Here is a 26,103-nt window from a genome sequence, read left to right as displayed (position 1 = left end):
TCAACGGCGCCCGGTTCGCGTACTCACATCCACCCAAACCGCCAACACCAGAATGCTGCCCTTGACGATCATCTGCCAATAGCTGTCGACGTCGAGCATCGACATGCCGTTGTCCAGGCTGGTGATGACCAGCGCGCCGAGGAGGGCGCCGTACACCGTGCCGGAGCCGCCGCGCATGGAGGTGCCGCCGATAAAGCACGCGGCGATGGCGTCGAGTTCACCCATGCTGCCAGCCGAAGGCGAGCCGGCGGCCAGGCGCGCGGTGTTGACCACGCCGGCGAGGGCGCACATCACGCCCATGATCCCGAAAATCCACAATTTCACGGCCTGTACATTGATGCCAGACAAGCGCGTCGCTTCCATATTGCTGCCCACCGCATAAACGCGGCGGCCGAAAACCGTCTGACTGGTCACGTAGCTGAACACGCCCAGCAGAATCAGCAGCAACAAGACCGGCACGGGAATGCCGTCATAGCTGTTGAGCGTCTGCACGAAACCGGCGAGCACGGCGCCGATCACCAACACGCGGACGACGTCACGCACTAATGAATGCGCCGCGAGGCCGTGCAGGGCACGATTGCGTCGTTGTTTCCAAGTCAGGAACACGGTCAGCGCGAACAGCACAATGCCCAAGCCAGTGCCAATTGCGTGGGGCAAGTAACCCTGGCCAATGTAAACCAGCTCCGGCGATACCGGTGCGATGGTCGTGCCGCCGGTAATCCCCAGCAGAATCCCGCGAAACGCCAGCATGCCGCCGAGACCGACAATGAACGAGGGGATGCGCAGGTAAGCCGTCATGTAGCCGTTGGCGAGGCCGATCATCAGCCCGCACAAGGCGACCAGACTGAGGTTCGCCAGCAGCGGAATGTGATAGACCACATCGAGAATCGCCGCGAGACCACCGAGCAGGCCGAGCAACGAGCCGACAGACAAATCGATCTCGCCGCTGATGATTACCAGCACCATGCCACAGGCGAGAATCCCGGTAATCGACATCTGCCGCAGCAGATTGGAAAGGTTGCGCGGGGTCAAAAATCCGCCCTCGGTCTGCCAGCTGAAAAACAGCCAGATCAGCACCACGGCAAACACCAGCGCGAGCATTTTGTAGCGGGTGAACAGTTGTTTGACCTGATTCATTTACGCGGATTTCCGATCATTATTGTTATGGCTGCCAGTCTGGCTGAGGGCGGCGGCGAGCACCTGTTCCTGGGTGAGCTCATGGTTGATGAAGTCGCCGCGCAACTGGCCTTCGCCGATCACCAGCACGCGGTCGGAAACACCCAGCACTTCGGCCAGCTCCGACGAGACCATGATGATCGACACGCCGGCGGCAGCCAGCGCGCCCATCAACTTGTAGATTTCGTATTTGGCGCCGACGTCCACACCTCGGGTCGGCTCATCGAGAATCAGCACCCGGGGTTTGGCCAGCAGCATCTTCGCCAGCACGGCTTTTTGTTGATTGCCGCCCGACAGGCTGGTGATCGGCAGGAACGGGCTGGCGGTTTTGAGGTGCAGGCGCGAAATTTCCTTATCGATGCTGCCCAGTTCGGCTTCGGCATCGATGCGGGTCAGTTTCGAATAGTTGTCCAGCACGGCGAGGGTGATGTTCTGACCGACGCCCAGATCGGGAATGATGCCTTGGCGCTTGCGGTCCTCGGGCACCAGGCACAGGCCAGCACGGATGGACTTGAGTGGCGTGCGGGTGCCGATGGGTTGGCCATCGAGCCAGACTTCGCCCTCATGACGGCCGGGGTAAGCGCCGTACAGCGCGGTGACCAGTTCAGTGCGGCCGGCACCGACCAGCCCGGCTATGCCGAGGATTTCCCCGCGCTTGAGGACGAAGGAAATATCGTCGACCCGTTTGCGCTTGGGGTTGTCGACGTCGTAGCAATTGATGTGGCGGGCCTCGAAAATCACCTCGCCAATGTCGTGCGGCTCGGAGGGGTAGAGGTTGCTCATTTCCCGCCCGACCATTTGCGTGATGATCTGCGCAATGTCCATGTCGGCCATGGCGGTGGTGGCGATGTGTTTGCCGTCACGGATCACTGAAATGGTGTCACACACGGCGGCCACTTCATCGAGTTTGTGCGAGATGTAGACGCAGGCGACGCCTTTGGCTTTGAGGTCACGGATGATGTCCAGCAACACCTCGATTTCCGAGCGGCTCAGGGCCGATGAAGGCTCGTCGAGGATCAGCAGTCGGGCCTTTTTGTTCAGGGCCTTGGCGATTTCCACCAGTTGCTGATAGCCGCCGCCGTACTGCGAAACCGGCAGCGATACGTTCATGTTGGGGACTTTCAATTCGCGCATCAGGGCTTCGGCGCGGTGAATCATCGCCGGGTAATTCATGCGTCCGCCGGGCAGTGTCAGCTCGTGGCCCATGAAAATGTTTTCGGCCACCGACAGGTCGGGCACCAGGGTCAGTTCCTGGTGAATGATGACGATGCCGGCAGCTTCCGTTTCACTGATCGATTGCGCTCTGAGTGGTTGCCCGTCCCAGAGGATTTCACCGTCCCAGGTGCCGTGCGGGTAGACCGCCGAAAGGATCTTCATCAGCGTCGACTTGCCGGCGCCATTCTCGCCGCACAGGCCAACGCACTCGCCGGGTCTGACCTTGATGTCGATGCCGTTGAGCGCTTTGACACCGCCGAAGGTTTTGACGATGCCGTTCATTTGCAGCAGATAGTCGGACATGGACAGGGCTCGTATTCCAAAAGGATCAGACACTTAACCCTGTGGGAGCGAGCCTGCTCGCGAAGGCGTCTTTTCAGACAGAGCTGTACTGACTGACACTCCGCCTTCGCGAGCAGGCTCGCTCCCACAGGAGTTACGCACAAACAGCGTCAATCACTTCCCGGCAATTTGCGCCTTGGTGTAGAAGCCGTCCTGTTCGAGCAGGTCGATGTTGTCCTTGGTCAGCGGGGTTGGCGTGAGCAGGATGGTGTCGACTTTTTTGCTGCCGTTGTCGTACTGCGAGCTGAAGGCGGGTTTTTCGTTGCGCGCCAGTTGCACCGAGAGTTTGGCCGCTTCGGTGGCGATGAGTTTCAGCGGTTTGTACACGGTCATGGTTTGCGTGCCGGCGATCACACGTTTGACTGCAGCAAGGTCAGCGTCCTGCCCGGAAATCGGCACCTTTCCGGCTAGTTGCTGCGCCGCCAGTGCCTGGATAGCGCCGCCGGCCGTGGCGTCGTTGGAGGCAACGATGCCGTCGATTTTGTTGTCGTTGCGGGTCAGGGCGTTTTCAACAATGCTCAGCGCTTCGGTCGGGTTCCATTCCTTTACCCACTGTTGGCCGACGATCTTGATATCGCCCTTGTCGATGGCCGGTTGCAGCACTTTCATCTGGCCTTCACGCAGGATCTTGGCGTTGTTGTCGGTGGGCGCTCCGCCGAGCAAAAAGTAATTGCCCTTGGGCGCGGCATTCAGCACGCCGCTGGCCTGCATCTCACCGACCTTTTCGTTATCGAAGGAAATGTAGGCGTCGACATCAGCGTTGAGAATGAGCCGATCATAGGACACAACTTTGATCCCGGCTTTCTTCGCTTCGGCCACCGCGTTGGTCAGCACCGTGGCGTTGAACGGCACGATGACGATGACATCGACGCCTCGGGAAATCAGGTTTTCGATCTGGGAAATCTGCTTCTGCTCGTTGGCATCAGCCGATTGCACGAAGACCTTGGCGTCCATTTTTTCTGCCGCCGCGACAAAGTAGTCACGGTCACGCGACCAGCGTTCCAGGCGCAGGTCATCAATGGAGAAACCGATTTTCGGGTGGGCAGCGTCAGCCATCACCGGCAGTGACAGCAGCGCCAGGGCAGAGGCCAACAGCGTGCGTTTTACGTTCTTCATGTGGGGCGTCCTTTTATTGTTGTTGGAAAGACACGGCCTGACGATGAGTATCGGGCTGGTAAAACTGTAGAGAATCCGCAGACGCCGCAGGCACAGATTTGTCGTAGAAATGTCACCGCGTGAATGCGCCCGCAGACTCCCTGTGTGATCAGCGATAGATAAACCGGTTGACGATGTTCTCAAGCATTTCCTGGCGGCCGCTGACGGCTTGCGGGTTCAACTCGTTGGTGAATGCGTGCTCGGCCAGCGATTCAAGGTTGAAGTCGCCGGCCATCACCGCTTGCCCGAACGGCTGCTGCCAACCGGCGTAGCGCTGATCCTTGAGCCGTTGCAGTTCATCGTTCTGCACCATGGCCGCGGCGCGTTCCAGAGACAGGGCCAGAACGTCCATCGCGCCGACGTGACCATGGAACAGATCGATCTGATCGAGGCTTTGCCGACGCACCTTGGAGTCGAAGTTGAAGCCGCCATTCTTGAAGCCGCCGGCCTTGAGAATTTCATAGGTGGCCAGGGTCATTTCTTCGACGCTGTTGGGAAATTGATCGGTATCCCAACCGTTTTGCGGATCACCCCGGTTGGCGTCGATACTGCCGAAAATCCCCAGCGAGACCGCCGTCGCGATCTCGTGATGGAAGCTATGCCCGGCGAGGGTGGCGTGGTTGGCCTCGATGTTGACCTTGATTTCGTGCTCCAGCCCGAACTGCTGGAGAAAGCCAAACACGGTGGCGCTGTCGTAATCGTATTGGTGCTTGGTCGGCTCCTGTGGCTTGGGTTCGATCAACAGGTCGCCGGTGAAACCGATCTTGTGCTTGTGCTCGACCACCATGCGCATAAAGCGCCCCAGTTGTTCGCGTTCACGCTTCAAGTCCGTGTTGAGCAGGGTTTCATAGCCTTCGCGACCGCCCCACAACACGTAGTTGGCGCCTTTCAGGCGATGGGTCGCGTTCATGGCGCTGAACACTTGCGCTGCAGCGCAGGCGAACACTTCCGGATCTGGGTTGCTCGCGGCACCTGCCGCAAAACGCGGATTGCTGAAACAATTGGCGGTGCCCCACAGCAGCTTGATTCCGCTTTGTTCCTGGTGTTGCTCCAGGTGATCAACCATTTGCGCGAAGTGGTTGCGGTATTCCCTCAGTGACTGGCCTTCCGGGGCGACATCGGTGTCATGGAAGCAGTAGTAGTCGATACCCAGTTTGGAGAAAAATTCGAAGGCGGCGGCTGCCTTGCCGATCGCCATTTCCATCGGGTCGCCGGCGTGTTGCCAAGGGCGCTTGAACGTCCCCGCGCCGAACACATCGGAACCCGGCCAGACGAACGTGTGCCAGTAACAGGCGGCCATTCGCAGGTGTTCGCGCATGGGTTTGCCGAGGATGATTTTATCGGCGTCGTAGTGACGAAAGGAGAGGGGAGAATCGCTGTCCGGGCCTTCGTAGCGAATCGCATCGACATCGGGGAAATACTGCATGGACCTTGTCCTTGTTGTTCTTGGCGGTGTCTCGATACTAGCAACGGCCCCGGCCCTGCTGATTATGAAAAACATCAACACGGAGTGCGATTTTGCGTATTGAGCTTCTTCGGCCACGCGCCTAGTCTGTGCCAATCGCCTCAGTGACCAGAGGCCCGGAACAAGCATAAAAACAATGAAAACCGTACCGCCTGTTCACCGCATCGCCCTGTTATTCAACGGCAGCAAGATCTACGACCGTGGCATCATCAGCGGCATCGGCAACTACCTGAGCAGCACCCGCGCTTCCTGGGACCTGTTTCTCGAGGAGGATTTTCTCTGTCGCTTGAAAGGCATCGAACGCTGGCAGGGGGACGGGATCATTGCCGACTTCGACGATCCGCTGATTGGCGAGGCGTTGGCTGATATCCAGATGCCGGTGGTAGCAGTAGGGGGCTCGTACGAGGATAAACGCGCCTATCCGAAAGCGATTCCCTACGTCGCCACCGATAACAATGCGCTGATGACGCTGGCTTACACGCACTTGATCGAGGCAGGACTGCAGCGTTTTGCCTGCTTCAGCCTGCCGGAAGCGCAAGCCAATCGTTGGGCACAGGAGCGGGAAAAAGCCTTTCGCAAACTGATGAAACGCGACGGCTTGCACGGCGAAATCTATCGCGGCATGGGCACCAGCGCACCGCTCTGGGACAGCGCCGTCGAACAACTGATCGCCTGGCTGCAAAGCCTGCCCAAACCCATTGGCATCATCGCCGTCAGCGACGCCCGCGCGCGCCAATTGCTGCAAGCCTGCCTCACGGCCGGGATTGCCGTGCCGGAGCAGGTGGCATTGATCGGCATCGACAACGACCCGCTGACCCGCAGCCTGACTCGAGTGCCGCTGAGCTCGGTTATTCAGGGCACGGAAACCATGGGACGCACCGCCGCGCAATTGCTTCACCAGATGCTGCACGGCATGCCGTCCACCGGCACGCAAATCCTGGTTCCTCCCGATGCGGTAAACGTGCAGGTGTCGAGCTTGCACCAGCCATTGGGCAATCCCTATGTCATGCAGGCGCTGCTGTTCATTCGCCAATATGCTTGCCAGGGCATCAAAACGGCGCAGGTGGCGGCTTATGTCGGTGTGTCGCGTTCGTCACTTGAAGCGCATTTTCGTACTGAGCGAGGCTGTAGCGTGCATGACGAGATTCTGCGTTTCAAACTGGCAGCGGCGACTAGCGGCCTTAAAGATGCAGATTCAGTGATTGCCGACGTTGCGCGCAGTTGTGGGTTTAAATCTGCGCAGTATCTGCACACGGTGTTTCGAAGGGAGTTTGGTTGTACGCCGCGGGAGTATCAGCAAGGGGCAGGGATGCGCTAAGGGAATACCCTACGGACTCGGCGCTATTGTTCGAGCGTGCTTGCCGCGAATCATTGCGTTAGGGGTAGCCAGTGCAGAAGAGGTAGAAATCGAAGCGTTGCAAGAGCGTCTGGATCAGAAGCGTTCAGCCTTTTCAGGCATCTACGTCGGTGATGTGATGTTCGGAAGCTGGGCGCGGAAGTTTTGACGTTTTGAAAAGTGGATATAGCAGACTCGCGTAAGCGAATGTCTGCTATTGGCCGTTTTCTGCCCGTCGCGAGAGGCAGAAAACGACCCATAGCAGGGCAATGTCGCAACCGCTGGCGGCGGCCTGGCATCGCAGTATCTGGCTGCCTGGTTCATTTCCCGCCTAGCGGGTGTAGAGGCTGAGCGCAGAGCGCTTCATTACGTTGCTCTAAATGCAGATTCCACCCAATCCGAAAAGTCAGGCTGTCATTGCCCGATTGGTGGCAATAATTTGCTGGTGAGTAAACTGACTGCCGGGAGTCATGAACTTAGCGAGCAGTGCGTCACGGTTTTGAGGTGCTCGTGCCTTGTCTGCAGCTTTCAGTGCTAATTTGAGTTCTGGCAAGGTCAGTTCAGTGCAGTAAGCAGGTGTACCTGGTTGCTGGCGCCATGAATCCTCAATGTTGCCTGCGGCCAGAGCGATAAAGCCAGTGTCCTCTACGAGATCCTGTGCAATTGCCTCAGCATTAATATCATCGCCGGCTACAGGTAAGGCAATGCGTTCTGACGACCGCGCTGGTTGACCCTTGTCGGCAAGAGTCGCTGCGAGAACGGCGTTCCAAGCCTTAATCACCGGTCGGCCAATCTGTTCGCTTACCCAGATGCTCTCAGGCTTGCCGTCGTCAACTTCTTTGATCGCCCCGTCGCGCCCCGGATAATAATTGGACGTGTCAATGACGACGGTCTTCTCAGGGACACTGCTCAATGTCTGTTTGAGATCAGGGTATTTTGCGAAGGGGATCGAGAGGATTACAACTTCTACTCCGGACACCGCATCTTCCTTGGTTACCGCGCTCACGCCGATTTCATTGGCAAGGTTCTGAATGCTCTCAGGGTCTTTCGAGTTTGCCAGCTTAACTTCATGGCCGCACGCAGCAAGCTTGCGGGCAAGCGTAGCCCCAATATTACCGGCGCCAATAATTCCGATTTTCACTTCAACCTCCTTACCTACAACCAATACTTGAGTGACCGCTTGGTTGGATATACGAATGAATTAAGCATGTCACGCAGCCACTTCGCTCTGGGGCACGCATGTCGCCTGGCTCAGGTAAATACGACTCTTCAAGAGTGAAAGGTCACGCTGTCAGTAATTGGCACGCGATCCATATGCATGCGGTTGCCTGGAGCACTCTCGTCTGGGTAGCCAAATGACATGCCAAACAGCATTTTCATTTCTTCAGAAATGCCTAACACCTCGCGGATCGTTTCTGCATAGAAACCAAGCGAGGTTTGCGGGATGCCGCCTAACCCACGGGCAGCGAGTGACAGTAGGAAGGTTTGGCCGTACATACCAATGTCGCCAGCAGTTCGAACGCTGTCGCCAAACACCGGCATGAATAAAAAAACTGCCTGGGGAGCATTGAAAAAAGACAAGTTCAGGGCTGCGGCCCGCCGACGCCCCTCCTTGTCTTCGCGCATAACATTCATAGCCTCGTAGTAGGCTTTGCCTTGCGCATTCTTACGATCCCCATACATGCCGTAAAAAGCATCCATATCGAACGAAAAGTCTGGCGTGAATTCGCCTGCAGTATTTTTTGCGTGGAGGATTTGCGAAAGCTCTTTTAGTTTTTGACCGCGAACGATGTGCACGTCCCAAGGTTGGGTATTGCAGTTGGAGGGGGCGCACTGGGCATCCTTCAACACCTCCTGAATGATGTGATCGGGTACGGAGGTGTCCAGAAACCCTCGAAAAGACCGCCGAGTACGTGCCGTCTTTTGAAATTGAAGGGTGTCATCCATCGCTGTATCAGCATCGAATCTAGATATTGAAATAGTCATGATTTCCTCTTTGTGCAAGGCGTGAAAAATACTCAGTCGGTTGCCGGATGACCGAGCGCATCGAGTGTTTGTCGAAGTTCATCGATACCCCGCTCATCAAGCTGGCAAGCTGACTTAATTTTGCTAGTGATTCCCCGAATGTCAGCTTCCAACATGCGGCTATTAGGCGTCAGGTCGATCATCACGCGGCGCTCGTCGGCAGGATCCCGTGTGCGGCTGACGAGTTCGGCAGCCTCAAGCCTTTTCAGCAATGGCGTTATGGTTCCAGCGTCCATCGCAAGCCGGGTTCCGAGTGCTCCCACAGTGAGTGGCGAACCGTTTAGAAGCTCCAGGATGACCAGATACTGAGGGAAGGTTAGGCCCAACGGCTCCAGATAGGGTTTGTGCAATCGCACGACCCGATTTGCCGCCGCGTAGAGTGAAAAAGACAGCTGGGTACCCACCCGTTTCAGGTTTGAGGTCATTTCATAGCTCGCTATTGTATAGTGCACTATATATTTAAGTAGGAGAGTCGCTCTGTCAACCGACGCCTTCGGCGCTCGACGAATGGCTCATCTAGCTAAGTAGCATATGCCTTGCACTTGCTGTGATTTGAGGCGGACGCCTGGTCATGCGGTAGGAAATGGCCAATCCCACTCGCCAGAGGGGTAGGCCAGCGTTTCAGGCTGCATCGGACTGCTCCGCTGGGTAGCCAAATTTACGGGCGTGAGATTGCGCACTGCATCCATCTACGCGCTCCAATTGGATGATCAGCTTTGCCGCCATTTTCCCTTGATGAATAGGAGCAACAAAAAACTGTGCGCCCAGTAGGCAGATGCTAGCTGCTTATTTGGACGCATCAGGTGTGCCCACAAGGTAAACGTTACTCTGTCGGTGGCTTGTATCCCGCGAGCATTTTCAAGACATCACCATGTGATCCGCTCGCTTCCGCAAATCGTAATGGCTTCGCGCGTTCAACGACAAGTTCAGGCGGGGTCGGAGAAATCTTGAGCAGTTCGAAGATTTCATCCAAAAACTCCTCCAAAGGCATAGCATTTTCGTCGTTTTCCTGTCCAAGCAATGTGGTACGTACCCCTGGCGGCGCAAGCTCGATGACCTCGACGGACGAGGCTTCTAGCTGCACTCGAAGACTTTGAGTGAACGAGTGAACCGCCGCTTTAGTTGCGCTGTAGGTCGGTGTGGCTGGCAGCGGTACGAATGCCAACGCCGAGCTGACATTCACTATCGTTGCACTGATCTGCTTGATCAGCTGGGGAGTGAATGCGTACACCATTCGAATCGTGCCAAGCAAGTTCGTTGTCACGATATCTTCGGCGGTGCTCAGGCTTTCCGGATCAGTCAGATCCTCCCAGTGCATGATCCCAGCGTTGTTTATGAGAACGTTCAGATTCGGATGGCTGATCGCAAGCGCTTCGCTGGTACGCTGGATGGATTGGGGATTTGAGACGTCAAGCAATACTGATTCAATGCCAGGGTGTTCTGACACGACCTTGTCGAGCAGAGCCTTGCGACGCCCAGCGATGATGACTTTGTTGCCCGCCTTGTGAAATCTCAGCGCCAGACCGAGGCCGATGCCTGAGGTGCCGCCAGTAACCAGAATCGTGTTGCCAGTGCTGTTCATAGTAAACTCCAGAAACGATGCCTAAGCGGACAGCTGTCCACTTTTCGACCGTACCGGACAATTGTCCGCTTAGCAATGCAGTGAAGGAAAACTTTTTCATGACTGACGAGTTGGTGATGCGTTCTGACGCAAAAAAAAACCGGGAACGGATTTTGGCGGTCGCGGTGGTAGAGCTGACAAGCGACCCTGCGATGCCTTTAAGCACGATTGCGAAGAAGGCAGGGGTAGGGCAGGGCACGTTCTATCGCCACTTCCCTACCAGGGAGAAGTTGGTGTTCGAGGTCTATCAATTCGAAATGCAGCAGGTGGCCTCCTTGGCGGAAGAGTTACTCGCGACAAAACCACCTAAGGAAGCCCTCCGAGAGTGGATGGACTGCCTCGCTGAATATGCAATGACAAAGGCAGGACTCGCTACTGCGATCCAACAAGCTGCTTGCGTTTACGAGTTCCCTGGGAAGTCGGGATACGCTCCTGTCCAAGGAGCCGCCGAGTTGCTTTTGAGGGCAAATGAAAAGGCAGGAACGATTCGTAGCGGGATTACAAACGACGACTTTTTTCTAGCCATCGCGGGAATATGGCAAATGGATGCCCAGAGCGAATGGCGCTTACGTCTCGCCAGATTGATGAATTTGGTGATGGATGGTCTGTGCGCTGGCAGCCCTGAGAGCCTGAAAAAGAATAACGCCTAGCATCAAAATCAGGACACGCGTCGGCGAGAACAGGAAACGGAGCGCATCGGCAAATAGTCGATCTTGTTTAGAGCGGCTTAAGCTTGAGTAGGCGACCCAACCTATAGCCGCGATCCATCCTGAGCGGTGGCCATACCGCCAGCGTCCTTGTCGTCACTGCTGCGTCCATCTGCGTCCTAGCCCGTGAGTGTTCACGAGGTCTCTTGGTTGCCGTCCTTCGAGACCCGTAAGCAAATTTTCCAATGCGCGCAGTGCCATCGCATTGCGTGTATCGCCTGTTGCAGAGCCGATTTGAGGCACGGTGACAACGTTCTTCAATTTGAAAAGACCTGAACTCACTTGTCTTTTTCATGACGCTTTATTTCACCTGCTTCAAACTCAATTTGAATCGTGTCCTGACTTCAAATAGGTTTTCGCCCACTCACGGTAATTGTCCGAGAGTGTGTATTTAGAAAGCAGATCAGGAAGCGAAAGCTCACTTCCGTCTGTGCCGCTTTGTTCGCGCAGCGCCTCGTACGTCGCTTTGATTGCGGACAAATACGGAGCATGCCCATTGACGACAATCCGCACATTGGCAGCACTCAGTTTCTCAACATCACTAAGAGCCGGATTTCCATAATTGATCAGCATGATCGGCACGCTGAGGTGTGCTGTGAGTGCTTCCAAATGTTGGAAGTCTTTTACTCCGACGAGGCAAATCGCGTCGGCCCCGGCTTTTTCATAGGCCGTGGTACGTGCAATGGAATCTTCCAAAGTGGTAACGGCCACATTCGTTCGGGCGATGATGCTGAGCGCATCATCTGATCGGGCAAACCGCGCAGCGTAAATCTTGCTCGCGGCTTCTTCCCTCTCGATGAGCACATGCGATTGCTCGTCGTACTTGGCCGGTAGGTGGGTGTCCTCCAGCGTTAGGGCAGCGACGCCGGCTTTCTGCAGCTCGGTCACAGTTCGCATTACATTCAGCGCGTTTCCGAATCCATGGTCAGCATCCCCAATGATTGGGATTTGGCTAGCTCGTCCGACTCTGGAAACCTGCTCGACATACTCATCCAGCGTGAGCAGTGCGATGTCCGGTGCCCCGAGCACCTGAAGCGAGGCGACGGAACCACCTTGAATGGCGACCTCAAAGCCAAGGTCGCAAGCCATACGAACCGAGATCGGGTCGAATACTGAAGCAGCGAATTTGCAGACGGTACCCTGAAGTAAATCACCAAACGCCTTGCGCAGTTCATGATGTGATCGCTCAATCATTTTTGGCTCCATCAAATTCTTACAAGTAATTTGTTGGTCTCATTCGAGTTGAACGACACCTGGAAGGCACTACCGGTCATAACCGTTTCAAGACGAGATGACCGACTCCCTTTGCAGTTTATTTCTGCGCCAGCAATGCCTTCCTGGCCGCTTTTTCGTGTTTCATGGCGGCGATTTCACGCTCGCAGGCCTCGACATCGAACGAGTTATCCCACTTGGCAATGGCGATGGTGCCGATGCCATTACCGATCAGGTTGGTCACGGCCCGTGCTTCGTTCAGGAATCGGTCAATGCCCAGTAGCAAGACGAGGCCGACCAGAGGAATGGAGTGGATGGTTGTTAGCGTTGCCGCAAGGGTTATGAACCCGGCACCCGCCACGCCAGCGGAGCCTTTTGAGGTCAGCAGGAAGACGCCCAACAGAATCATCTGATCCATAAACGTCAGTGGCGTATTTGTTGCCTGTGCGATAAAAATCGCCGCCATGGTGAGGTAAATGCAGGTGCCATCTGCATTGAAGGCATATCCAGTGGGTAGCACCATGCCTACCACTGACTTCTTGCAGCCCAGCTTTTCAAGTTTCACCATCATTCGCGGAAGCACGGCTTCGGTTGAGCAGGTGCCAAGCGTGATGAGAATTTCATCTTTGAAATAACGAAGAAATTGCATCAGGGGCATGCCCGACCATCTGGCAATCGTACCCAGCACTACCACGATGAAAATCAAGGTGGTGATGTAGAGCGCGACCAGCAACTGGCCGAGCGACAGCAAGGTACCAATGCCGTACTTGCCTATAGTGAAAGCCATCCCGGCGCCGGCACCAAGGGGAGCAAGGCGCATCACCATTGCCACGATCTTGAACAGCCCTTGCAGAAACAAGTCGATGGTATTGATCAGCGGTTTGCTGGTTTCGCCCATCTGAACGAGGGCTACGCCCATCAATACCGAAATCAGAATGACCTGAAGCATGACGCCATTCGAGAATGCGCCAATGAAGGTGCTCGGGATGATGTTTAGAAAGAAATCGATAGTGCCACCCTGTTCCGTGGCGGCTTGGCTGTACTTGGCGATAGCGCTGGCATCAAGCGTGGTAGCGTTGATATTCATCCCGGCGCCTGGCTTTGCGATATTGACCACAATAAGGCCGATGACTAGCGCAATGGTGGAAAGGATTTCAAAGTAGAGCAGCGCCTTGACGCCGATCCGTCCGACCTCCTTGATGCTGCCCATCTTTGCGATACCAACCACGACGGTACCGAAAATAATAGGCGCCAACAGCATTTTGATGAGTTTGATAAAGCCATCCGCAAAAGGTTGAAGCTTGGCTCCGAATTGCGGTTCAAAGTGACCAATCGCTGCGCCGATGACGATACCGATCAGCACCTGCACATATAGCTGGCTGTACCAGCGGGATTTGGAAATTTCCACGGAAGCACCTCATTTTATTTTTGTGATGGGCATGTGGTTTGGCGTCAACGGATGACGCCTGAGTCTGCGGTCTCTTTAAAAGAAACCGCAGATCGAGGTTGATCAGCCTTCGCCTAGCTCGCGCATAACTGCGTACAAGGCGGACTTGGCTTCGAAGCCAACACCTGGAATATCTGGCAGGCCGACATATCCATTTTCCACCTTGATTCCGTCGGCGAAGCCGCCGAAAGGCTGGAACACGTCGGGGTAAGATTCGTTGCCGCCCAAGTGCAGACCGGCTGCTATGTTCAGGGACATCTGGTGACCACCGTGCGGCACTACGCGGCGCGAAGACCAGCCCATTTCTTCCATCACTTTCAGAGTGCGCATGTACTCCACGAGTCCATAAGACAGCGCACAGTCGAACTGGAGGAAGTCGCGATCCGGGCGCATGCCGCCGTGACGCAGCAAGTTACGGGCGTCCTGGTGGGAAAACAGGTTCTCCCCGGTCGCCATAGGCAGTTCATAGTGATTGGCAAGCTCAGCCTGAAGTGCGTAATCGAGTGGGTCGCCGATCTCCTCGTACCAGAACAGGTTGTACTTCTTGATGGCTTCCGCGTAAGCAATACCGGTCTGAAGATCGAAACGACCGTTGGCATCGACCGCCAGTCGACGACCGTCGCCAACTACTTCGAGTACCGCTTCGATACGACGGATATCTTCGTCCAGTGGCACCGCACCGATCTTCATTTTGACAACGTCGTAGCCACGATCCAGGTAGCTCTGCATTTCTGCTTTGAGTTTGGTCTGGTCTTTACCTGGGTAGTAGTAGCCACCCGCCGCATAGACCCAGACCTTGTCATCGGCCACGCCGTTACGGTAACGATCAGCCAGCAGACGATAGAGAGGTTTGCCTTCGATCTTGGCGACGGCATCCCATACCGCCATGTCGATAGTGCCAACTGCTACTGAGCGCTCACCGTGACCGCCAGGCTTCTCGTTGGTCATCAGGGCTTTCCAGATGGCAAACGGATCCAGGTTATTGTTTTCATGGTCGACAAGCGTGTCTGGATCAGCTTCGGTGATACGCGCCAGGAAGCGATCACGCATCAGAGCGCCTTGGCCATAACGACCGTTGGAGTTGAAACCGTAGCCGATGACAGGTTTACCATCGCGAATCACATCCGTGATAACAGCGACGACCGAGCAGGTCATTTTGGAAAAATCGATATAGGCGTTGGCAATTGGGGAGGCAATGGAAACAGTTTTTTCACGGATGTCTACGATACGCATAACGGGTTCCTCTTGTTGTTTGTGGCCCCACGTTATGCTTTGCGATGTGACCCGCCCAATGCTATTAATGCCGCGCCCTATGCACAGGAGGCATTGCCCTTGGAACTCGTTTGGCTTGAGGATTTTTCAGCGCTTGCGGAATACGGCAGCTTTGTACGGGCGGCTGAAGCGCGCCACGTAACTCAGCCCGCATTCAGTCGCAGAGTCCGGTCTCTGGAGAACTGGATGGGCGTCGAATTGTTCGTGCGCACCCCCCAAGGAGCGACCCTGACCGAGGCTGGAAGACAGATTTTGCCTAGCGCTCAAGAGGCAGCCAGACGTTTGTACCGGATGCGATCTGAGGCTCAGGAAGTGGCGGGGATGGCCGCAAAAACACTGCAATTCGCAGCTACTCACTCCTTGTCATTCACCTTCTTCCCAAGATGGCTGAGAAGTGCAGAAAATGGCGCACCGATAGATGCGGTACGCCTGCATTCAGACAGCATGGCTGTTTGCGAACAGATGCTAATTCACGGCCAGGTTCAGTTTCTGCTTTGCCACCGCCACCCAGATGTGCCGCCTTTGCTAGCCCCTGATCAGTTCACTGGAAAGAAGATTGGCGAGGATGTACTCGTGCCACTGGCGAGTCCCTCTGCCAATTTTGGTTCCTCCCCTGAAACACTGCCTTACTTGGCCTATACGCACGAATCGGGGCTTGGCCGAATCGTCGCTCACCGACTCCACGGCAAAGAAGATTATCTTCATCTGAAACCTCTTTTCAGCAGCCATCTTGCTGCCGTCCTGATGTCTATGGCACTGGAGAGCAAAGGGGTTGCCTGGTTACCAAAAAGCCTGACTGAACAGGAAATGATTGATGGACGTCTCGTTCGGGCGCTCGACGAAAGTTGGGATATTCCTCTGGAAATTCACCTCACGCGTCCGACTGCCCCCATTAGTCCGTCAGCAGAGGAATTCTGGGCCCGAGTGGGCAACGATAAACCGCGTTCTATATGACTCTCCGGCCCAGGCAGCAGCCTGCGCGGTGTCCAGGATGGAATTGGGCCGCACACCTAGAGGTGGCTCGAGTTGTCTGGCGCGGCGAGGAGGGCGGTAGCATCGAGTTTCTGTTCGGAAGATCCGCTGTCTTCATGCAAATGCACGTGGCAGGTAAAAGGCGCTTGCCGCTGGTATCGGATAAACGCGGCGCGTTCGCTGGATCGAAAGCTGTAGTGCAGCTGAAATCGGCCCCTTGATGATGGAGTTCATGGGCCATCGCCAGCATTGGCGTAATGTCAATTCCGCCGCCAAACAACAGGTGGCGTTTGGCTGAGTCCGCGCACAGCGAATATTGTTGAGTGAGGCCGCAGGCAATGTGGATGTCGATGTGAGCAACGGCGTTGAACGGTGGTAACGGGCTACCGTCTGCTGAGCACAGTTCAAAACTGCAAAGACCTTCGGCCTCAACGACTTTTCTTGACGGCCAGGGGTAAAGAATTGCATGACCGTGCGCTCAAAGTTGCACTTGAGTGAGAGTCGCGTCTGCAAAGCGGGTTTTTGGTTTTAGGCAATTGCCGCTCTGCAAGGGCGCATAGCGTAATACATGATTTAACATAATATACATTACACGTAACAAGATGTTTCGAGATTAGCCCGGTTGCACAGTGGATTTCAACCTGCAGAATCGCCCTGAAGCCGGTCCACTGCTTTTCCTTGAATTCGACGGCGCTCAACGCTCATCACGCGTCAGCTTTTCAATCAGCGTTCGATGCTGTGGAAATTGCAGCGTAAGTTTCTGCCGATCACCCATTTCCATATCGGCAAAATCAAACCCTGGCGAAACGGCTTCGCTGATCAGCCCAAATCCGTTTTCGCCTTCGAGCAACCGCGAAGCTTTCCATATTCCACCCGGTACGTGTAATTGCAAAAGCTGTCCTGCCAGAATGTCGGTGCCCATCACCAATGTCTGCAATGAGCCGTTAGCATGAATCAGGCTGTACTCAATGGCGTCGCCCAGGTGGAAATAATGCAGGATGTCGGATCGATTGAAATGAAACTGGCCCACCGGTGATTGCTGATCCAACAGATAGTAAATCGAGGTCATCAGATACCGTGGGCCGCTGGGGGTTTCGAGTGGGTCGCGATGATCGGCCTGATAGGTTCTACGGAAATAGCCACCTTCGAGATGAGGCTGCAGATCCAACGTTTTAATAATGTCTCCAGCTTTGGCTTCACGCATGATCACGATCTCTTCTCCGTCGAAATTGATGCCATTTTACGTTAACTCGACTAAACGACCATTTAGTGTAGTTAAACGTGAGCCGCATACTTTCCAGTAAATATAGGGCCACGCTCGCGCCACTGCTTTTGAAATTCGCTACGTCGGTGGTATCGCCAGGCAATCATGACGGAGTCGCCCTACCCTCAACGCAAAACCTCCCCCCGATCGGCTTCTTCGTGGGCACCTTTTTTCAATTACTGCCGGACCAAGGCAACTCGATGACTATTGCGCCGGTACTCCCTCGATCAGGTAGACATCCGTTCTGGCTGAACGCTGGCGGACTTTCCTCAGTTCCGTGTATTCCACTGAGTTGTACCAAGCCTGGGCTTTTTCGACGCTGGCGAACTCGATGACAACACGGCGTCGCTTTGGCGCTTCACCTTCAAGCGAGATGGTCTTTCCGCCGCGCACGATGAAATGTCCGCCATAGGGTTTGAAGGTTGATTCGACCTGTGCACTGTAAGGCTTCATCCCCTCGGGATCGGTTACTTCAAACTCGGCGACATAGTAGGCCGGTGCTGCTGCCGCATGGGCGGCGGATGCCATCACCTGACAAGTGCACGCCGCAAAATACGCCAGTCCTGCCATCGCCATCACCTTTAAATTTTTCATCTCTTTCCTCCATTTAAAAAATGGCTTGCCCAGCGCACAAATGTTTTTCGAACTAGCCGGTTACGGGCCAGGCCGGGGGCTAAGTTCGATTGGTGTGGATTCAATCAAGCGTTTCGACACAATCATCGACTGCGTGGTAACGGCGTACTTTTTGAAGTGCGGCGATTCGATATGGCTTCGGTATGCCGAGTCGCTGGCGTAGATTTCGAAGAAATGAAACCAGTTTGGGCGGTCGACTTCGGCGACAGCGTAGATTGATATGACGCCCGGCTCTGTTCGAGTCGACTCTGTGATCTCCTCCTTGACTGCGGCTTGATAGGCCGCAACCTGTGCAGGATCGATTTCGAGTTGCGCGATGCGCACAACCAAGCCATTTTCCTCGGCGGCCAGGGCTTGTCCTGCCAGTAATCCAGCCAATGCGATCACTCCTAAAAAACGTTTACCTTTCATGTTTCCCCTCCTTCACTGCGGCAGCGCATACGCCACGACGTAATCACCCTTCTGCGTCGTGGCTGAATTACCGCCAGCGCTGACGACTAAATATTGTCGGCCACTTTTTGGCGAAACGTACGTCATCGGTGTTGCCTCGGCCCCGACAGGCAACCGCCCTTTCCACAGCTCTTTGCCGCTACGAACATCAAAAGCTCGGATGTAATAGTCCTGCGCTGCCGCGATAAATACCAATCCACTGGAGGTGGTAATTGGCCCACCGCGAGTTGGCATGCCGATCGGCATAGGAAGGTGAGTAGCGATTCCCGATGGGCCAGTTTGCTCGGTCGTTCCCAACGGCATAGACCAGGCGACCTTACGCGTCGCCAAATCAATCGCGCTGATCGTGCCGTATGGAGGCTCTTGGCAAGGGATTCCCAAGGGAGACAGAAAACGCCCCATCTCGATACCCCATGGTGTACCCGCTTGGGGAGCGTTGCCCTCATGGCCGCCACCTGTTGTGCCTGCGTCATCATAGGCTTTACGGGGAATTATCCGACTCCAGGTGGCAACTCTGGTGTCATTGACGATCATGTAACCCAGGTTCTCGGCAACGGAAACAGAACCCCAATTCATACCGCCTAACCAACTCGGATACTGCAGGGTCAGGCGTTCATTGGGTGGGGTGAACTCGCCTTCGTACCGCGCCTTGCGAAAGTCGATCCTGCAGATCAGTTGATCTAAAGGTGTCAGCCCCCACATGCGTTTTTCGCTGAGGGGTTCTGTACCCATGGCCGGCATTCCAACCGAATACGGTTGCGTGGGAGATAGACGATCATCTGCAACGCCTCCTTGCGGAACCTGGCGCTCTTCGACTTCAGCGATCGGCGTGCCGGTACGTCGATCCAGCATGAAGATCTGGCCGCGCTTGGTAGTTTGAATCAGCGCTGGTAGCGTTCCACCCTGACCGTCCGGCACTTCATACAGCGCTGGTTGCGACGGCACGTCGTAATCCCAAAGGTCATGATGCACTGTCTGGAAGTGCCAAAGCTCACGCCCAGTGGCAATATCCAGCGCTACGATTGATGAAGAATAACGATCATCCGCCGCAGTCCTGTGGCCGCCCCAAAAGTCGGGAGTGGCGTTGCCGGTTGGAAGATAGATCAGACCCAGTTCATCGTCGAACGCCGGGGTCGACCAGACATTGGGCGTTCCCGCTGTGTAGCTCTGGCCTTCTGGTGGTTCACGCAGGATGCCTGGATTGCCCAAATCCCACGCCCAAATGAGCTTGCCCGTATGGACGTCAAAGGCACGAACGACACCCGAGGGTTCACCCGTTTTCTGGTTATCCCACACCAGTCCCCCGACCACCACTAGATTGCGCACGACGGTTGGAGCTGCTGTCGGGAAGTAGAGGTTCTGATCAGGACTGCCCATCCCGCTACGCAGACTGACGCTGCCGTGATCTCCGAAATCGTCGCAGGTTTTTCCCGTTTGCGCGTCGACGGCAACAATTCGAGCGTCGACGGTCGTTGAAATGATCCGGCGCGAGCAGGCTGTTACGGGTATCTGAACGTCAGCGGTTGAAACCTCGGTCGTGGCATCGTGATAACCCACTCCACGGCAGCGCGGATACACGTTGTTTGCCTGTACATTCGGGTTGTGGCGCCAGATCTCTTTCCCCGTATCAGCGTCCAGAGCGAATAACTGGCTCGACTGCGTACAGCCATAAAGCACGCCGTTAACGTGAAGCGGTGTGACAACGTGCCCTTCCCTGCCTTGCGGAATCTCTCCAGTGCGGTACGTCCAGGCAACTTTCAAATCAGATACGTTTTGCGGGTTGATCTGATCCAGCGCAGCGTGACGCGTACCTGACGGGGTGCGCCCGAAGTAACGCCAATCCGCAGCAGGTTCGACGAGGCCCACGGCCTTGCCAGCAACAGGGGCTGAAGTTCCTTCTGCAGTCTGGATGGGTTGCGGTTGCAGGGCTGCATAAAACGTAGCGCCTAAGGCAACGGCCACCACGGCGGCACCTGCGTAAGCGATTTTGCTGATCAAAGATTTGTCGCCATTGCGCAGCCACGGCATTGCCAGCAATACCAACAGCGCTAACACTGCCAGCGCTACCATGCGGGAAAACAGCGGCCAGAACGCGAAGCCAACGTCCCATACCGACCAGACGATGGAAGCAAGGAAAACTAAAAGGAAAACGACGGCCCCCGAAGCTCGACGGCGAACCAATTGCAAACCACCGAGCGTCATGCCGAGACCCGCAAGCGCGAAGTACCAGGAGCCGCCCAAGGTAATGAGATAGCTGCCGCCCGCTAACATGAATAACCCAGCCAGCAGGATGATGATGCCCAATGCAATCACCGTCATCATTCTTGCTTTGGATGGATTCGATTCCAACATGTAGCTCTTCCTTTGATGGGCGGGTGAACGTCAGGCATGGCTCGCAAAGGCCACGCGCTGCCAGTGGTTCAAGCATTGAAAAATCAGCGCACTGTTAAAGAGTCATTTCGCCGCACGATCACCGCATAACGAATCCGCCATCCACTGAAATGGACTGGCCTGTGACATAACTGGAGGCGCTACTGCTTAACCAGAGAACCGCGTCGGCGATCTCTTCCGGCTTGCCATGCCGCCCCATTGGCACCGCTCTGGTCATGCCCTCAAGCGCCTCGCCCTGCCCGGCCGCGACCATCTGATCGACCATCGGCGTCCAGATCAGCCCTGGGCAAACCGCGTTGACGCGAATATTCCGAGCTGCATATTCCAATGCTGCACTTTTGGTCAGCCCTATCACTCCATGCTTGGCAGCGTGGTAGTTGGCACGTTCGGCACCCCCGATCAGTCCGCCCAGAGACGAGCAGTTGACGATGGTGCCGCTACCTTGGCGGCGCATGTGCTCCAGCTCAAACTTCATGCAGCTCCAAACGCCGCGAAGGTTAACCGACATTACTTTGTCGTAATCCTCCACTGTGGCATCAGCGGTTTCTGCAAGAAGGTTCTGGATACCGGCATTATTGAAGGCAGCATCGAGGCGACCGAACGTTGCGATGACTTCTTGCACCATGGCTTCGACCTGGTCGATTTGCGCGACATCGCAGCGGATCCCGATGGCTCGATGACCGGCCTTCACCAAGGCCTCAGCGGCAGCATTGGCCGCGTCGCCATCGACATCGGCCAACGCGACGGCAGCGCCAGCCTGGGCGAATGCCTTGGCCGTTGCCAGCCCGATACCGGAGGCGGCGCCAGTAATCAGGGCGACTCTATTTTCAAATGCGAAGTTCATCGATTTTTCCTCTAATGCCAAGGCTGTTGAATCGGTTGCGAAAGGCGCAGGGCGAAGGCTGCACTCAGTGCGCATCCCAAGCCGCAAATGGCTACAACCCACCCCATGGGCCAAGGCGTACCATCAGCAAAAACGGCGACCAATGCCGAGCCCAAAATCCCCGATCCGTACTGCAATGCGCCGGCGAGTGCCGACGCCGACCCGGCAAATTCAGGGAGACAGTTGAGCGCACCAGTGATCGCGTTGGCCAGCACGAAACCGGTGGCCGATACGAATAGAAAACAGCCGCAGATCAAGAGCGCCCCCCCCCCCAATCTGCCCACGTGGTACCAGCAATAACGCGGCGCACCGGCGATAATGTCTCTGGCAACCAAAGCAAACTCATCAGTGTCGCTCCACCCAATAGCACCAATGTCCAGAAGATCGCGTGCCACGACCACAGATGGAGAATCTGTCCACCCACTGTCGGCCCCGCGAGCGGTGCGATTGCCATGACTGTCATCAGCGTCGACATCTTCTGTGCGGCCCGCTGACCTTCATACAAATCCCGCACCATGGCGCGTGCAAGTACCACATTCGCACAAGCGCCAAATGCTTGAACCAGGCGCCAGGCGATCAGGGTTGTCCCGCTGGTCGAGAGTGCACAGCCAGCAGAACCGGCTATGAACAACAGGCAGCCAAGTGCTACGGGTAGTCTTCTGCCAAACCGGTCGCTGAACGGCCCCCAGAAAAGCTGCCCCACACTGAAGCCCGCCAGGTAACCGCTGATGGTCAACTCCATCGTGCCGCCGTCCGCATGCAGATCGGCAGCCATCACGGGCATCCCAGGCAAATAGAGATCCGTGGAGATGGATGCAAACGCGAGCAGCGCGCTGAGGATCAGCAGGATGCTCAAGCCGTGCTCTCGCTCGCCTTGCTGGCTGCCTTCGCCTAGACCCGGTTGCTTTGCCGTTGCAATGCTGGTCTGGCTCACCGGGCACTCCTTGTCCGCGAGAAACGCACAGTGGCCGTATGGGAGCGCTTGCTAACCTTCGAAGCTATGTACCGACTAGCGCTGTATTTGGTGCGGTAATACGCCCATGTTTTATCCAGAGCAGAGCCGCCGAGCAGTTTTAAAGCGACTATCGCCGAGCTGGATAAGCGTGTGGGGATCATCAATAAGCCTCCGTCAGGCGCCGTAGGAATCACAGCCAGTGAATGGGGCTGGTGAGGCCACCCACGCTAATCAAGGAGCAAGAAGATGAATATGGGGCAAATCCGGGATGTTCTGATGAGTGATACTCAGCAATCCAGGTAGCGACTGCGCTAGAGGACTCGAGTCAACAGGAGCAGGCACACAGCCGGACTAATGAGAGATATTCATCGCTTCATGTCGGTTTTGCCGTGTAGTCCTCAGGTGGGTCTTGGAATAGTTTGTCAGCTCTATTGCATATCCAGCAGGAGCTTGCCTCATGAGAACACTCGTCACCGCCTCGATGCTGACTGCCGCGATCCTGTCCGACGCCTCTGCGCACGCAGCGGATCTCCCTAAGGATCAAGCCATGAGCATTGTCAGGAATGGCGACCAAGCCTCACTGATGGGGGCTCCAGGTAATTTCGTCGGCAACGCAAGGATCGACCCTCTTTTCGCCGCGCCGGAACCTTCTACTGTTTCTGCAGGTGCGGTGACCTTCCAGCCGGGGGCTCGGTCTGCATGGCATACACATCCTAAAGGCCAGGCGCTTGTCGTCACCGCCGGCGTGGGTTGGATTCAGCAGGTGGGCGGTGAAAAAACCGTGATAAGGCCAGGCGATGTGATCTGGACACCGCCCGGCGTTAAACACTGGCACGGGGCGACCGCGACCACGGGTATGACCCATATCGCGATCCAAGAGGCCGTGGATGGCAAGAATGTCGTATGGATGGAGCCGGTCAGCGAGGCGCAATATGAGGCATCGCGATGAGGCCTCTCATGGCTCATCAAGGGGCTGCAGTTCACGGATGAGATCGATCAGCAGACGCAGGCCCATCGGTAACTGCCGGTGACTTGAGTAATACATGTGAAAACCGGGTGCGATGCTGGCCCAATCATCAAGAACTGTCGTGACATACCCGCTCTCGATAAGCGGCGCCATGGCCGGCTCTGGGGCATACATCAAACCGGCGCCCTGGCGAGCTAAAGACAGGCCGACACGGGTTTCGTCGATGGTGATCAACCCAGGCACCGCAATCGAAACGGCTTCCTCGCCTTTCTCGAACTCCCAGTCGTACATACAGCCGTTGCCCAAGCGAATGCGTAAACAACGATGCTTGAGCAAATCCTGCGGATGCTCTGGAACACCAAAGCGCTTCAGGTATTGCGGAGCGCCGGCAACGACCCAGCGGATGTCCGGAGACAAACGTTGCGCGATCATGTCCTCCGGCACAGTGCCGCCGTAGCGTATGCCTGCGTCATGGCCACCGCCGATGATATCGACGATAAGGTTGGTCACCGTCAGGTCAATCTGGATTTCCGGGTAGCGGTCGTTGAAGACGGGCAATACCGGGCCGAGCAGAAGATCTGCGGCGTCGCTGAGCAAGTTCAAGCGAATACGACCAGTAGGCTCATCGCGGAAACGATTGAGAACCTCCATGGCCTGCCCCATCTCCAGCATGGGCTCACTGATCAGCTTGTGCAGTTCTTCGCCCGCCGCAGTGAGAGTAACGCTGCGAGTGGTGCGATTGAGTAGACGAACACCGATTCTGCTTTCCAGGCCCTTGATGGCATGGCTCAAGGCGGAAGCACTGATGCCCACCTCTTTGCCTGCGCGATTGAAGCTCTGATGGCGGGCAATGGCAAGAAAGTAGACAAAATCTGCGAGGTTGGCGCGGCTTACATTCATGAGACCTCACAACTTGAATTCTGGATGGAAGCCGGACGAGCGACCACGTCAGATGATTCTACGGATCACATCAACGTATTTTGATGAATTTGCCTCATCAAACTATCGCACAAACTCATCAGTTGATCCCGCTGGAGAACGGCGGAAAAAAATCGTTCCAGTGATCATTGCCACGGGTGGCTGATCGCCCGAGAGCGTCTGCCGCGGTGCGATGCCCCCTCGTTTACCCCTACCGTTAGTCGGATATTTCTGAGGGGTTTAGCGCAACAGCTAGCCTGCAGCCTAGCGTCAGGGATAACGCTGATCATTCGGTCCATGAAGGGCCAGTACGCCTCGTCGTCCCGACGCTTTATCTGCTGAGGAGACGATAATGAAAATAACCCTGAAACGGCTGGCGTGCCTGAGTGCAAGTTTCACCAGCGCGCTCGCCATAGCCGATGCGGCTGGCCCGCCGGTGCTGTTATCTGCGATTCCCCACGACGTCACCGCCAACCCCCCCTTCACTCTGGACAACCTGCAACACGATTTCGACGTGCTTTCGTGGCAGACCTTCGTCGCCCTGAACTGGCCCGCCAACGCTGACGGCAGCGCCAACACCTCGGCGATGATCGGCGCGCCGGGGCAGACGGTGTGGGAGTCGTGGAAGGAGAGCTACGAGATTTTCTTGCCCCAAGGCCAGAAACCGGTCGCCTGGAACCAGAAGGCGCCGCTACCCGCCGCCTGCCAAGGCAAGGGTGATCTGCCCGTGTTGCAGCAGATGGGCAAGGTCGCCGGTGTACTCGACGAGATCATCCAGCCATTCAAGACCGGCCCACTGGTGGATCAGAACGGCACTTACACGCGCAACGCGATCATGGTCAACCAGCCGATGTTCGATGACATCGTCAACAATGGCCTGTACAGCAAGGAAGGCCAGCAAGCGTTCCTGAGCAAGGCCAGCAACGGCATCGCCTTCGCCTGCGGTACGAATAAGCCCCAGCAGGTCGGCGCGATCATGGTCAAGTCGGCCTGGAAGGTACTCGGCGGCAGCGACAACCCGCAGGAATTCCACGCCATTGACGCCTTGGTCTACACCCCCGGCAACGCCGACCCGAATAAGGGCGCGGTGATCCCCGAGTCGTGCAGCGCGCATAAGGTCGGGCTGGTCGGCCTGCACATCGTGCACAAAACCGAAAGTGCGCCGCAGTGGGTGTGGTCGAGCTTCGAGCACGTGCGCAACGTGCCGGAGAAGACCACGCCGATGAACGAGCGCAAGGGCCCCTACCTGTTCTACGACGCCCAAGCCAGCGACCGCCCGGTGAACGAACCGCCCGCGCAACCGTGGGACCCATCAAAGAAAGCCACGCCCTCGCAGATCGTGCGGGAAATCCCGCTCACCGCCGCGACCCACCAGCTCAACGCACAATGGCAAGCCTCGCTCAAGGGCACTGTGTGGGCCAACTACCAGTTGATCAGCACCCAATGGCCGACCGCCCCGGCCAAGGGTTGCGAAGAGCCGTCGCCAACCAACCCGCTGGGCACGCCTGCGCCGAGCTTCCTGGCCAACGCCACGCTGGAAACCTACAACCAGGGCACCACGCCGCAGGCTTCATCCAGTTGCATGGAATGCCACAACAACGCGACCACCCGCGTCACCCAGTCACCGCGAACCAGCTTCGCCGATTTCACCTTCCTGCTTGAACGTGCCCAATCCACCGGCGCCAAGGAGTGATGCC

23 protein-coding genes are annotated in these 26,103 nt (G+C 56.3%); 5 read left to right on the top strand and 18 right to left on the bottom strand.

All coding sequences use genetic code 11. The annotated features are described in order from the left end of the window. The 4 genes from ACI514_RS10805 to xylA form a co-directional block, all read right to left on the bottom strand. Positions 1-1,137, bottom strand: coding sequence for a sugar ABC transporter permease (locus ACI514_RS10805; protein ID WP_405123770.1), 1,137 nt, complete (start codon positions 1,135-1,137; stop codon positions 1-3). Then, entirely contained in the window at positions 1,138-2,694 is a 1,557-nt protein-coding gene (gene xylG / locus ACI514_RS10800; RefSeq protein ID WP_405123769.1) for a D-xylose ABC transporter ATP-binding protein, read from the bottom strand. Positions 2,695-2,847: 153 nt separating this feature from the next. Further along, positions 2,848-3,849, bottom strand: a complete 1,002-nt coding sequence (gene xylF / locus ACI514_RS10795; RefSeq protein ID WP_160057851.1) for a D-xylose ABC transporter substrate-binding protein — start codon at positions 3,847-3,849, stop codon at positions 2,848-2,850. 148 nt (positions 3,850-3,997) lie between these two features. After that, positions 3,998-5,314, bottom strand: a complete 1,317-nt coding sequence (gene xylA / locus ACI514_RS10790; RefSeq protein WP_160057852.1) for a xylose isomerase — start codon at positions 5,312-5,314, stop codon at positions 3,998-4,000. A gap of 175 nt (positions 5,315-5,489) precedes the next feature. Here xylA and ACI514_RS10785 point away from each other — a divergent pair, with 175 nt between their 5' ends. After that, the gene (locus ACI514_RS10785; RefSeq protein WP_405123768.1) at positions 5,490-6,671 is read left to right on the top strand and encodes a XylR family transcriptional regulator; all 1,182 of its coding nucleotides are present in this window, start codon (positions 5,490-5,492) and stop codon (positions 6,669-6,671) included. A 424-nt stretch (positions 6,672-7,095) separates the two neighbouring features. Here the strand turns inward: ACI514_RS10785 and ACI514_RS10780 are convergent, their stop codons facing one another. The 4 genes from ACI514_RS10780 to ACI514_RS10765 all read right to left on the bottom strand — a co-directional run bounded on the left by ACI514_RS10780 (position 7,096) and on the right by ACI514_RS10765 (position 10,296). Continuing rightward, positions 7,096-7,830: an NADPH-dependent F420 reductase gene (locus tag ACI514_RS10780; RefSeq protein WP_137217019.1), complete on the bottom strand. Its 735-nt coding sequence runs from the start codon at positions 7,828-7,830 to the stop codon at positions 7,096-7,098. A gap of 128 nt (positions 7,831-7,958) precedes the next feature. Further along, positions 7,959-8,675, bottom strand: a complete 717-nt coding sequence (locus ACI514_RS10775; protein ID WP_160057855.1) for a nitroreductase — start codon at positions 8,673-8,675, stop codon at positions 7,959-7,961. Between the two features lie 32 nt (positions 8,676-8,707). After that, positions 8,708-9,139 (bottom strand): MarR family winged helix-turn-helix transcriptional regulator, encoded by a 432-nt coding sequence (locus ACI514_RS10770; protein WP_137217017.1) that lies wholly within the window; start codon positions 9,137-9,139, stop codon positions 8,708-8,710. A gap of 398 nt (positions 9,140-9,537) precedes the next feature. Next, positions 9,538-10,296 (bottom strand): SDR family oxidoreductase, encoded by a 759-nt coding sequence (locus tag ACI514_RS10765; RefSeq protein ID WP_160057856.1) that lies wholly within the window; start codon positions 10,294-10,296, stop codon positions 9,538-9,540. A gap of 98 nt (positions 10,297-10,394) precedes the next feature. Between ACI514_RS10765 and ACI514_RS10760 the strand changes: the two genes are divergently transcribed. Further along, on the top strand, positions 10,395-10,985 hold the full coding sequence (locus ACI514_RS10760; RefSeq protein WP_161986523.1) for a TetR/AcrR family transcriptional regulator: 591 nt from the start codon (positions 10,395-10,397) through the stop codon (positions 10,983-10,985). Between the two features lie 378 nt (positions 10,986-11,363). On the opposite strand, the gene ACI514_RS10755 is transcribed toward ACI514_RS10760, so the two are convergent. The 3 genes from ACI514_RS10755 to ACI514_RS10745 all read right to left on the bottom strand — a co-directional run bounded on the left by ACI514_RS10755 (position 11,364) and on the right by ACI514_RS10745 (position 14,934). Beyond that, complete coding sequence (locus tag ACI514_RS10755; protein ID WP_160057857.1) at positions 11,364-12,236, bottom strand: oxaloacetate decarboxylase; 873 nt, start codon at positions 12,234-12,236, stop codon at positions 11,364-11,366. A gap of 118 nt (positions 12,237-12,354) precedes the next feature. After that, positions 12,355-13,662 carry a C4-dicarboxylate transporter DctA gene (dctA, locus tag ACI514_RS10750; protein WP_405123767.1) on the bottom strand — a complete coding sequence of 436 codons (1,308 nt, stop codon included), beginning with the start codon at positions 13,660-13,662 and terminating at the stop codon, positions 12,355-12,357. A gap of 102 nt (positions 13,663-13,764) precedes the next feature. Continuing rightward, positions 13,765-14,934 (bottom strand): mandelate racemase/muconate lactonizing enzyme family protein, encoded by a 1,170-nt coding sequence (locus tag ACI514_RS10745; protein ID WP_053123197.1) that lies wholly within the window; start codon positions 14,932-14,934, stop codon positions 13,765-13,767. Between the two features lie 99 nt (positions 14,935-15,033). Between ACI514_RS10745 and ACI514_RS10740 the strand changes: the two genes are divergently transcribed. Next, positions 15,034-15,927, top strand: a complete 894-nt coding sequence (locus tag ACI514_RS10740; RefSeq protein ID WP_137217014.1) for a LysR family transcriptional regulator — start codon at positions 15,034-15,036, stop codon at positions 15,925-15,927. A 712-nt stretch (positions 15,928-16,639) separates the two neighbouring features. Here the strand turns inward: ACI514_RS10740 and ACI514_RS10735 are convergent. The 6 genes from ACI514_RS10735 to ACI514_RS10710 form a co-directional block, all read right to left on the bottom strand. Next, positions 16,640-17,149, bottom strand: coding sequence for a cupin domain-containing protein (locus ACI514_RS10735; RefSeq protein ID WP_174244455.1), 510 nt, complete (start codon positions 17,147-17,149; stop codon positions 16,640-16,642). Positions 17,150-17,413: 264 nt separating this feature from the next. Continuing rightward, positions 17,414-17,803, bottom strand: a complete 390-nt coding sequence (locus ACI514_RS10730; RefSeq protein ID WP_405123766.1) for a DUF1330 domain-containing protein — start codon at positions 17,801-17,803, stop codon at positions 17,414-17,416. 60 nt (positions 17,804-17,863) lie between these two features. Continuing rightward, complete coding sequence (locus tag ACI514_RS10725; RefSeq protein WP_160057881.1) at positions 17,864-18,253, bottom strand: putative quinol monooxygenase; 390 nt, start codon at positions 18,251-18,253, stop codon at positions 17,864-17,866. Positions 18,254-18,265: 12 nt separating this feature from the next. Further along, positions 18,266-20,644, bottom strand: coding sequence for a membrane-bound PQQ-dependent dehydrogenase, glucose/quinate/shikimate family (locus ACI514_RS10720; protein WP_405123765.1), 2,379 nt, complete (start codon positions 20,642-20,644; stop codon positions 18,266-18,268). A gap of 118 nt (positions 20,645-20,762) precedes the next feature. Continuing rightward, on the bottom strand, positions 20,763-21,527 hold the full coding sequence (locus ACI514_RS10715; protein WP_160057883.1) for an SDR family NAD(P)-dependent oxidoreductase: 765 nt from the start codon (positions 21,525-21,527) through the stop codon (positions 20,763-20,765). Between the two features lie 292 nt (positions 21,528-21,819). Beyond that, positions 21,820-22,500: an MFS transporter gene (locus ACI514_RS10710; protein WP_405123764.1), complete on the bottom strand. Its 681-nt coding sequence runs from the start codon at positions 22,498-22,500 to the stop codon at positions 21,820-21,822. 478 nt (positions 22,501-22,978) lie between these two features. Here ACI514_RS10710 and ACI514_RS10705 point away from each other — a divergent pair, with 478 nt between their 5' ends. Next, positions 22,979-23,470, top strand: coding sequence for a cupin domain-containing protein (locus ACI514_RS10705; RefSeq protein WP_174244456.1), 492 nt, complete (start codon positions 22,979-22,981; stop codon positions 23,468-23,470). Between the two features lie 6 nt (positions 23,471-23,476). Here the strand turns inward: ACI514_RS10705 and ACI514_RS10700 are convergent, their stop codons facing one another. Further along, positions 23,477-24,388 carry a LysR family transcriptional regulator gene (locus ACI514_RS10700; RefSeq protein WP_160057884.1) on the bottom strand — a complete coding sequence of 304 codons (912 nt, stop codon included), beginning with the start codon at positions 24,386-24,388 and terminating at the stop codon, positions 23,477-23,479. Positions 24,389-24,758: 370 nt separating this feature from the next. Here ACI514_RS10700 and ACI514_RS10695 point away from each other — a divergent pair, with 370 nt between their 5' ends. Then, positions 24,759-26,099, top strand: coding sequence for a cytochrome C (locus ACI514_RS10695; protein WP_405123763.1), 1,341 nt, complete (start codon positions 24,759-24,761; stop codon positions 26,097-26,099). Positions 26,100-26,103 lie beyond the last annotated feature (4 nt).

It is taken from the genome of Pseudomonas sp. M20, from assembly GCF_045037865.1.
Taxonomy (GTDB): domain Bacteria; phylum Pseudomonadota; class Gammaproteobacteria; order Pseudomonadales; family Pseudomonadaceae; genus Aquipseudomonas.
The sequence above is the reverse complement of the archived record's forward strand: the minus strand, read 5'-3'. Positions and strand labels throughout refer to the sequence as shown.

What these genes read in the sequence shown, in the direction of transcription:
- ACI514_RS10805 (WP_405123770.1), bottom strand. Translation starts at nt 1,137, where the DNA reads ATGAATCAGGTCAAACAACTGTTCACCCGCTACAAAATGCTCGCGCTG.
- xylG (WP_405123769.1), bottom strand. Translation starts at nt 2,694, where the DNA reads ATGTCCGACTATCTGCTGCAAATGAACGGCATCGTCAAAACCTTCGGC.
- xylF (WP_160057851.1), bottom strand. Translation starts at nt 3,849, where the DNA reads ATGAAGAACGTAAAACGCACGCTGTTGGCCTCTGCCCTGGCGCTGCTG.
- xylA (WP_160057852.1), bottom strand. Translation starts at nt 5,314, where the DNA reads ATGCAGTATTTCCCCGATGTCGATGCGATTCGCTACGAAGGCCCGGAC.
- ACI514_RS10785 (WP_405123768.1), top strand. Translation starts at nt 5,490, where the DNA reads ATGAAAACCGTACCGCCTGTTCACCGCATCGCCCTGTTATTCAACGGC.
- ACI514_RS10775 (WP_160057855.1), bottom strand. Translation starts at nt 8,675, where the DNA reads ATGACTATTTCAATATCTAGATTCGATGCTGATACAGCGATGGATGAC.
- ACI514_RS10770 (WP_137217017.1), bottom strand. Translation starts at nt 9,139, where the DNA reads ATGACCTCAAACCTGAAACGGGTGGGTACCCAGCTGTCTTTTTCACTC.
- ACI514_RS10765 (WP_160057856.1), bottom strand. Translation starts at nt 10,296, where the DNA reads ATGAACAGCACTGGCAACACGATTCTGGTTACTGGCGGCACCTCAGGC.
- ACI514_RS10760 (WP_161986523.1), top strand. Translation starts at nt 10,395, where the DNA reads ATGACTGACGAGTTGGTGATGCGTTCTGACGCAAAAAAAAACCGGGAA.
- ACI514_RS10755 (WP_160057857.1), bottom strand. Translation starts at nt 12,236, where the DNA reads ATGATTGAGCGATCACATCATGAACTGCGCAAGGCGTTTGGTGATTTA.
- ACI514_RS10745 (WP_053123197.1), bottom strand. Translation starts at nt 14,934, where the DNA reads ATGCGTATCGTAGACATCCGTGAAAAAACTGTTTCCATTGCCTCCCCA.
- ACI514_RS10735 (WP_174244455.1), bottom strand. Translation starts at nt 17,149, where the DNA reads ATGCGTGAAGCCAAAGCTGGAGACATTATTAAAACGTTGGATCTGCAG.
- ACI514_RS10730 (WP_405123766.1), bottom strand. Translation starts at nt 17,803, where the DNA reads ATGAAAAATTTAAAGGTGATGGCGATGGCAGGACTGGCGTATTTTGCG.
- ACI514_RS10725 (WP_160057881.1), bottom strand. Translation starts at nt 18,253, where the DNA reads ATGAAAGGTAAACGTTTTTTAGGAGTGATCGCATTGGCTGGATTACTG.
- ACI514_RS10720 (WP_405123765.1), bottom strand. Translation starts at nt 20,644, where the DNA reads ATGTTGGAATCGAATCCATCCAAAGCAAGAATGATGACGGTGATTGCA.
- ACI514_RS10715 (WP_160057883.1), bottom strand. Translation starts at nt 21,527, where the DNA reads ATGAACTTCGCATTTGAAAATAGAGTCGCCCTGATTACTGGCGCCGCC.
- ACI514_RS10705 (WP_174244456.1), top strand. Translation starts at nt 22,979, where the DNA reads ATGAGAACACTCGTCACCGCCTCGATGCTGACTGCCGCGATCCTGTCC.
- ACI514_RS10700 (WP_160057884.1), bottom strand. Translation starts at nt 24,388, where the DNA reads ATGAATGTAAGCCGCGCCAACCTCGCAGATTTTGTCTACTTTCTTGCC.
- ACI514_RS10695 (WP_405123763.1), top strand. Translation starts at nt 24,759, where the DNA reads ATGAAAATAACCCTGAAACGGCTGGCGTGCCTGAGTGCAAGTTTCACC.